Origin of the sequence: Microcoleus sp. B4-C2, from assembly GCF_036705265.1 — a bacterium.
Lineage (GTDB): Bacteria > Cyanobacteriota > Cyanobacteriia > Cyanobacteriales > Microcoleaceae > Microcoleus.
Window position 1 is genome coordinate 1 of sequence record NZ_JAUBUB010000156.1, and the last position, 8449, is coordinate 8449.

Genomic DNA, 8449 nt, shown 5'->3' on the forward strand with positions numbered 1-8449 from the left:
CTTTTGGGTTTGAGCTAGTTGCTAAAACTCCACAGTTAGATTGAGTTTCTTAGGAGGACTTTAGCTTTGAGCCAGGGAATTCATTCCCTGGCGGATTGACGGAATTTGGGACTGTCAGAGGGCGCTGGCGGACTTTCGCAATTATCAGAGTGTACGAAACATCATCTACTAACAAAACAATGAAATCAACACACAAAAAACCCCGCTTTTTCCTCACCTTCCTCTCCTTCACCACCTTAACAATGTGGGAAATAGGACTTTTCCCCGCATCCCAAACAGCCACAGCCCAAATTACCCCCGCAACCGACGGCACGAATACTCAAATTACTCCCAGCGGCAACCAATTCAACATCAACGGCGGCCAACAATCAAGCGACGGTGCAAATCTCTTTCACAGTTTCCAAGAATTTGGTTTAACTCAAGGACAAACTGCTAACTTTATATCAAATCCTAATATCCGCAATATTTTAGGGCGAGTTGTCGGCGGCGATGCTTCGTTGATTAACGGATTAATTCAAATAACGGGCGGCAATTCCAATTTATTTTTAATGAATCCGGCGGGGATTGTTTTCGGAACAAATGCCAGTTTGAACGTGCCTGCTGCTTTCACTGCGACTACTGCGACGGGCCTGGGTTTTGGCAATAACTGGTTTAGTGCGGCTGGTACTAATAATTATACTCAATTAGTCGGAAATCCTAATACTTTTGCTTTGACAAATACACAACCGGGAGGAATTGTCAATTTAGGCAATTTGGCCGTGGGACAAGGGCAAAATTTAACTTTATTGGGCGGCACGGTTTTGAGTAGCGGACAACTTTCTGCACCGGGAGGAAATATTACTGTTGCGGCTGTACCGGGTGAAAGTTTAGTCAGAATTAGTCAACCGGGAAATCTGTTGAGTTTGGAGATTCAACCGCAATCTGTAGCGGGGAGTTTGCCTCAAAATTGGGTGTTACCAGTTGCATCTTTGCCGCAGTTGTTGACTGGTGGCGGGGGAAGTGCAACGGGAGTGACTGTCAACGCTGGAGGGCAAGTAGAATTAACGGGTTCTGGTTTGCAGGTAGAGAATGGAGATGTCGCTGCTAAAGAAGTAACTGCGGAGACTGCAACGCTGTCAGCTAATCGCAATTTGACATTAGTTGAAAGTCTGTTGCGTACAACTGGCGATTTGAATTTGCTGGCTAACGATACAGTGCGGGTGCGCGATAGTGTGGCAAATCCGTTTGTGGCGAATGCTGGCGGCAATCTCTACATTCAGGGAAATCAAAGTATCGATCTTTTGGCGCTGAATCATCTTTCACAAACGCCATTTGTGAGCGGCGGAAATTTGACTTTAGTGAGTGATGGCATGATATCTACAGATTCTCACTTTAGGAGCGGAAATAACACATCGATTGTTGATTTATCCGGTAAACCTGCGAATTTTATTAGTCTGTACGATCCTCCATTTATACAAGATGGTGATTATATTTCTGGGGGTTACACGGGTGCATCTATCAAGGTAGATACAACTTCTGGTACAGGAAATATTACTTTTAATGGAGATATCGTAATTACGAGTCCAGATGCAAATTTGGCTAATGCTTCTCCCGGTACAGATGAATTTATATTGGGAAGTTCGCGATCGGTAATTTTGCGATCGGGTGGTGACATTCAAGTAGTAGGAAAAATTGATACGTTTCCCGATCCGAATTTGTTCCCAAGAACTGGTCAAACTGGCCCTATAACTTTGCAAGCGGCAGGCAGCATTCAAACAGGAAACATTAACGCAGATAATTTTGGGGGCGATGCTGGTTCTATATCTTTGACTGCCGGAGGAAATATTTCAACAGGAGCACTTCGGGCTATAGCCACCGCTGTGAATGGCAAGGGCGGTGATATTACTGTTAATGCCGGTGGCAGCTTTACTCTTAGAGAAAGTATAGCTTCTTTCGCACCTAGCGGAGCGGGTGACATTACTCTCAAAGCAAAAAACGATATCACTTTAGACTGTACCTCCTCTAACAATTGTATAGAGAGTTTTGCAGGAGGAGTTCCTAATACAGTACCTACTGGTAGTAGTGGTAATGTTACCATCATCAGCGAACAGGGAGCTATTATTTTTCCTCCAAGCGGAGTACATATAACCACTGGAAATAGCGCTTTATCCAGCATTCCTGGTTCTGTAACGTTACAGGCAAAGGGTAACATTAACGTAGGTTATATAGGTGCAGATAGTCTAGATGAATCTACAGCAGATGGTGCAAATATTAATATTACAAGCGTAAACGGCAATATCCAGCTTGGCGACCTCACTAATACTTCAGACAGCGGTAAGAAGGGCGGCAATATTACTATCTCTACCAGTGGAAATATTATAACAGGTAACGTATTAAACTATGGTAAATTGCAAGGCGGGATTGTTAATTTTACTAGCACGAATGGCAGCATCACTACAGGAAAATTAAATGCCACCAGCTCTCAGGATTCAGGAAATGATACGATTTTTCTACCGGAAAATGGTGGGTCAATTACTTTGAGTGCCGATCGCAATATTACGACTGGCAATCTCACTGTAACGGCGAATCAAAATGGTGGCCCGATCGCACTTACGAGCACTGTCGGTTCCATAAATACCGGAACGCTTAATGTCACGGGCGATCGCGCTGCTGGAAATATCACTCTTCAAGCCAGCACCGGCATCACAACACCGACAACAGGAACCGCGATCGCAGGTGATTCTGCTAACGGCAACGGTAGCAACGTTACTTTATCTACTACCAGCGGTGACATTAATATAGGCGATGTATTAGTATCGGGAATACAGGGTGGAAATCTTAAATTTACTAACAGCAACGGCAATATTACTACAGGTCAGCTATTGACAAGTTATGACGGTTCATCTCCCGGTATTAAAACTAACACAGGCGGCAATGTTAATCTAAATGCTGGGGGAAATATTACTACCAGCGACATCCGGGCGATCGGCAATCAAGACGGCGGCTCAATAACCTTCAAAAGCGGCGGTTCTATAGATACTACCGCCGGAATCATCAATGCGATCGGCGGCAACAACGGCGGCAATATTTCCCTCGAAGCTGGAACCAACATCAGTACAGCAGGAATTGGTAGCGCCCTATTATTGAGCGGCTTCAACGCCAATAGCGGCAATCTTCGCATTCAAAGCGGCGGTAATATCGACACAACTGCCGGCCCAATTATTACCGCTGCGGCAAATGGTAAGGGCGGAGGAATCACCATAAATGCTGGCGGAACAGTTTCGACATCGGATATTAATTCCCGTACTTTCGCTCCCAGTATTACTGTGACTGGTGGCAATATTGATGTCAAGGCAAATGACTCTATTACTGCTAAGGGAAATATCGAAACCAACCGCAATAACATTACTTTTAACGCTCCGGTAACATTAGGTGATAACCTGTCGGTCAAAATTTTAGAGACTGGCGATATTACTTTTCAGTCTACTGTTGACGGGCCTTACAGTCTGACTGTTCAACCCGATGCCGGAAGTGTTGATTTGGGTGGTGCTGTTGGCAGTGTTACTCCCCTCAATAGCGTCAATATTCAAGATGATATCCCCGAAAGTTCCGGTGCAATTAACATTATTACTACCAATAATATTACCGCCCAAAATATCACCTCACCCGCCGGAATTTCTTTGTTTAGTGAGAACGGAGAAATCACAACTAAAAATCTTGATGCGACTTCCCCTAACAATGGTGGCAATATCGCTTTGAATGCTGGAACTAATATTGCTGCGGGCGATATCAATACCTCGTCTGCTGGTGATGGCGGCAGTATCTTGCTCGACGCTACCGGAAGTATTACTGTTGGTAAAATTGACTCTTCGGCGCAGGGGAATGCAGGGAATGTTACAGCTTATAACCGCAGCACTTCTGGCAATATTACTGTGAGTCAAATTGATGCTCAGAGTCAGGGCAGCGGTATCGGCGGAAATGTGGAGATTCTGATGGGAATGTTTTTTCGATCGCTAAATTCGTTCACAGACAGAAACGGCATCAATGCTAGCATTTCTACGGCTGGAAGTCCTGGAGATAGCAGCGGCGGTACTATAATTATCCGCCACGGAGGCGCAGGATTAACGCCGTTTATTGTCGGTGATTCTGCCACAAATGGAACGGCGGGTGCAATTACTAGGGGAAATTCTAATCCTATTCAAACAATTTTGCCGGATAACTCCTATCTCTATACTCACAGACAGGATGTCGATCGCATTCAAATTATTTCCGTACCGCCGCCAATAGTTGCACCGACACCCGCAGCTACTCCAACACCCGCACCCACAGCCACAGCTACTCCAACGCCCGCACCGACACTCGCAGCTACTCCCACGCCCGCACCGACACTCGCAGCTACTCCAACACCCGCACCGACACCCGCAGCTACTCCAACGCCTGCACCCACAGCCGCAGATACTCCAGCGCCTGCACCCACAGCCGCAGCTACTCCAGCCCCTTCCCCAACACCGACTCCAGCGCCCGCAGCCACGCCCTCACCGCAACTCCCACCGCGTTTACCCCTCGCACCTTTGGCAACACCCGAAAGCTCGATCGCACCTGCCCCAACACCCGAAAGCTCGATCGCACCTTTCCCAATTCCCCAAATATTTATCGAACCTTCGGCAACACCCGAAACTTCGATCGCACCTTCGGCAACACCCGATCCGATAACTGGTTTTCCCCTCAACTTCCAACTACCTGAATTGCCCGGTTTATTCCTACTGCCACCCCGCGCGCGCCCCACGCAGCCCTCAACTCCCACAACCCCAAACGCTGCTGCCCGCATAGCTTCGAGGCCTACCCTTCCCTCTGTTTCCCAAATCACCTCCTCCCTCGCCTCTCAACCTGCGATCGCGCCTCAACCTTCAAACGCGCCAAATCCCGCGCCCACAGCCCCTCTTGCCTCTCTAACCCAGCCTGTAACTCAGATTCAGCCACCACCTACAAGTGCGATCGTACCCGCACCTACAAGTGCGATCGTACCCGCACCCGCTGTCAGCCCAAGCCAAACTCCCCAACAGGAGTTAGCTTTTTTAATTGGCGATTTATTGGGAGCTCAAACCTCGATCGACCAAAATGCTGAAACGGGAAATACCGAATTAGATTGGAAGCGTAACAATGAAACAATTATCTCCCTAGAACTTCCTTACTCCCCGTCAGTTAACACGATTGCGGGAGCCGAAGCAAATAACCTAATTTCCACACAGACATCTACTGACAATTTAACTGTTTCAGTCGCAGAAACTCCGCCGGAAATAATTGTGCCAACTCCTAGTTTACCGATTGCTAATTCTGAACCCTTTGATGTCAATCTTTCTGATCTTTGGGAGAGAATAGCTGCAATAAATACAGCGCCTGTTCAAGATTCACCGAGTATTACTCCAGCGCCCCCACCAATTCCCGCACCAACTCCAATTCCCGCACCAACTCCAATTCCCGCAACAATTCCAGCACCCGCCCCTACTCCCGAACCAACTCCAGCACCCGTAGCAACTCCGATCGCAGAAAATCCCCCACCTGCAGATATTCCAAATCTCTTTCCCTCACAAATTAGCCGATCGCTCGTCGAACAAACTTTAGAACAAGGCAATGCTAACGATGCTGTTGCTCTAATTGATCAACTCTTTGAACAAGACTACGAAAATTATTATGGGGAAAATTTCACGGATAAAAAAATTAACGTTCAATATCTGAGAGAAACTCTGAAAACAATTAAGGAAGAAACCGGGAAGCAAGCTGTAATTGTTTACGCGATCGTCCGTCTCGAAGAATTATCCCTAGTGTTAGTAGTTCCAGACGGCCCTCCCATTCTCAAAAACATCCCTGTCACTAGCGCTGTTTTGCTGAAAAATGTGGCAGAATTTCAGCGCTATTTGGGTCAATCAAATGATTCACAAACTGAAGAATATTTGCCCATTTCTCAGCAACTTTACCAGTGGTTGATTGCGCCGATTAGTTCAAATTTAGAAGCATTAAATATAGATACGCTAGTGTTTTCTTTTGATGCCGGTTTGCGCCAACTGCCGCTATCCGCTTTGCACGACGGCAAGCAATTTCTAGTAGAAAAGTACAGTGTAGGCTCACTTCCTAGTGTCAGCTTGACTAACACCAATTATCAAAGTTTGCAAAACGCTCAAGTTTTAGCGATGGGTGCTTCCCAATTTCCCCACACTGATAAACCTGCTTTGCCTGCGGTGCCGATCGAATTATCTGCGATCGCCGGGAGGAGAACAGAAACGCAAAATCAAGCAGCATTTCCCTTGTGGCAAGGCCGCTCTTTTCTCAATCAAGACTTTACCCTGGAAAACCTGAGAAAACAGCGAGAACAACAGGCATTTGGAATCGTTCACTTAGCTACTCACGCCAGTTTTCCTCAAAGGGAAAATGGAAGAAAAGAAGCTGAGATTGATTTGTGGGACAGCTCTTTGGCGCTAGATGAATTTAGGTTGGCGAAGTGGTACAATCGCCGACAAGTAGAGTTATTAGTGCTGAGTGCCTGCCAAACTGCGATCGGGGACAATACAGCAGAAATGGGATTTGCTGGACTGGCCGTCCGCAGTGGTGTAAAATCAGCGCTAGCGAGTTTGTGGAAAGTTAATGATATCGGCACTTTGGGGTTGATGACCGAGTTTTATGGCAATTTGCGATCGGAAAACATTAAAGCTGAAGCGCTCAGAAAAGCTCAACTGGCAATGATCCACAAACAAATTTTAATTAAAAACGGTCAATTGCGGGGGACTGAAGGCGCGATCGACCTTACCCAATCGGCGCAAGTACCAAATGCAGATTTCTCACACCCGAAGTTTTGGGCCGGATTCACAATAATTGGCAGTCCCTGGTAATAGGCGATATCTGTAGGGAAACGGCACAGCGCCGTGTCGGGTGCGATATCTGTAGGGAAGCACTACGCCGTGTCCGGCGTCCAGAGTATCCCTGACAATCAAGCATCCAGGATACCCGCCACGTGATTCATCCGTCCAGAAATAAAAAACCTGTACCCGATGAAACTTGCCGAACGTATTTATCTCGCGCAAGTCAATGCTTCAATTCTTTAATCTAAAATCTAAAATCTAAAATCGCGCAATCGATTGACTACTATCTTTTTATGTCATAAAGTTGCTATGAATAGCAAAACTAAACACTAGCGGGGCAAAACCTGTGGGCAAGTTTGATAAAATATTCAATTCAGAAGACCAATCCGAAGCAAGCTTGACTTTAGAAGAATCCGTAGCAGCGGTAGCACTTGTGGCAGCAGAGGCAAATTCCCCTGATACGGATGCTGATATCTTAGAAAGCATACTTTGGGAATCAGAAATATTTGCTGAATACTCGGAAGATGATATGTCAGCAATGTTTCAAAGACTCGCCGGTATTGTTGCCCAGGACGGTTTAGGAGCATTATTTAATACTGCTGGGGCATCTATGCCAGATGAGTTAGTTTTGGATACTTTTGCCATAACCGCAGCAATGTTTGTCGCAGATGGCGAAATATCTGAGAAGCACCAGGCTTTTCTTCAGGAATTCCAGCAAGCATTAGGTGTGGAAGATGAGGAAGCTGCAGAAATTATTGAGGATGTAATTGCTGCTTACTCGGAAGTAGAGGGCGAAGAGTCTGATTTCGATGCGGCATGGTACGTATCTCCTGAAGGCAATTTTAGCGTTCCCATTCCCGTTGATGAGGAACGAGGCGGTAAAATTGATGATCAAGAAAGCTGTGTCGCATTTTCAGATGACTTTGGCGTTTTGCTGAAAATTGATTATTTCCCTGTTGTTGGTGAAGTGGAAGAAACAATCGAGTCGGTTGGCGAGGAAGGTTATCTCAAGTCTTTTCTCGACAATTTTGTTTCTCAGGCAATTCTGGCTAATGTTCCCAATTCTAAGTTACTCCACGCGGAATATTTAGAAGATGAAGAAGCTTATTTCGTGGTTTTAGATTTGCCTGGGGGTGCAACTATCAGCGTGCAAGAAAACGATCGCCCTCTGACTCGGTTGGATGCTTACCGGGGACTTATGGCTTTTATTGCTGACGATTTTTGCTACACGGTAAGCTGTCAGCGCATTTATCAGGAGGGGGATGAATTGGGTTCCCTGGAGTCTGAAGTTGAGGGAATTATGAACAAGATTTTTGAGTTTATTGAGACAATTGAATTTGGGCCGATCGAATAAACAGGAATTATTTAGGGGCAAAAAACCCGGTTTCTTTCTAGATGTCTCGCTGCTTAACTCTATATTTTCAGAGAAACCGGGTTTTTTGCCAACCATTCTCAGGATATGACATCGTGTCCGGTCGATCGACCAAAATCAAACTGGTTGGTAGTGAAGACAGGAGTTTTCATTACTTGCGCGATCGTGGTTAGGAGCGCGAATTAAATAACTTACAATTTTAATTGTTATTGTGGGATGGGCGTCCCGCCCGTCCTTTTTGGAC

Annotated in this window: 2 protein-coding genes; both read left to right on the top strand. The window is 46.1% G+C overall.

From position 1 onward, the window contains the following. Positions 1-242 precede the first annotated feature (242 nt). Entirely contained in the window at positions 243-6863 is a 6621-nt protein-coding gene (locus tag QUB20_RS27375) for a CHAT domain-containing protein (protein WP_445299436.1), read from the top strand. 316 nt (positions 6864-7179) lie between these two features. Then, positions 7180-8187, top strand: coding sequence for a tellurite resistance TerB family protein (locus tag QUB20_RS27380; RefSeq protein WP_333251131.1), 1008 nt, complete (start codon positions 7180-7182; stop codon positions 8185-8187). The last annotated feature ends 262 nt before the right edge of the window (positions 8188-8449 follow it).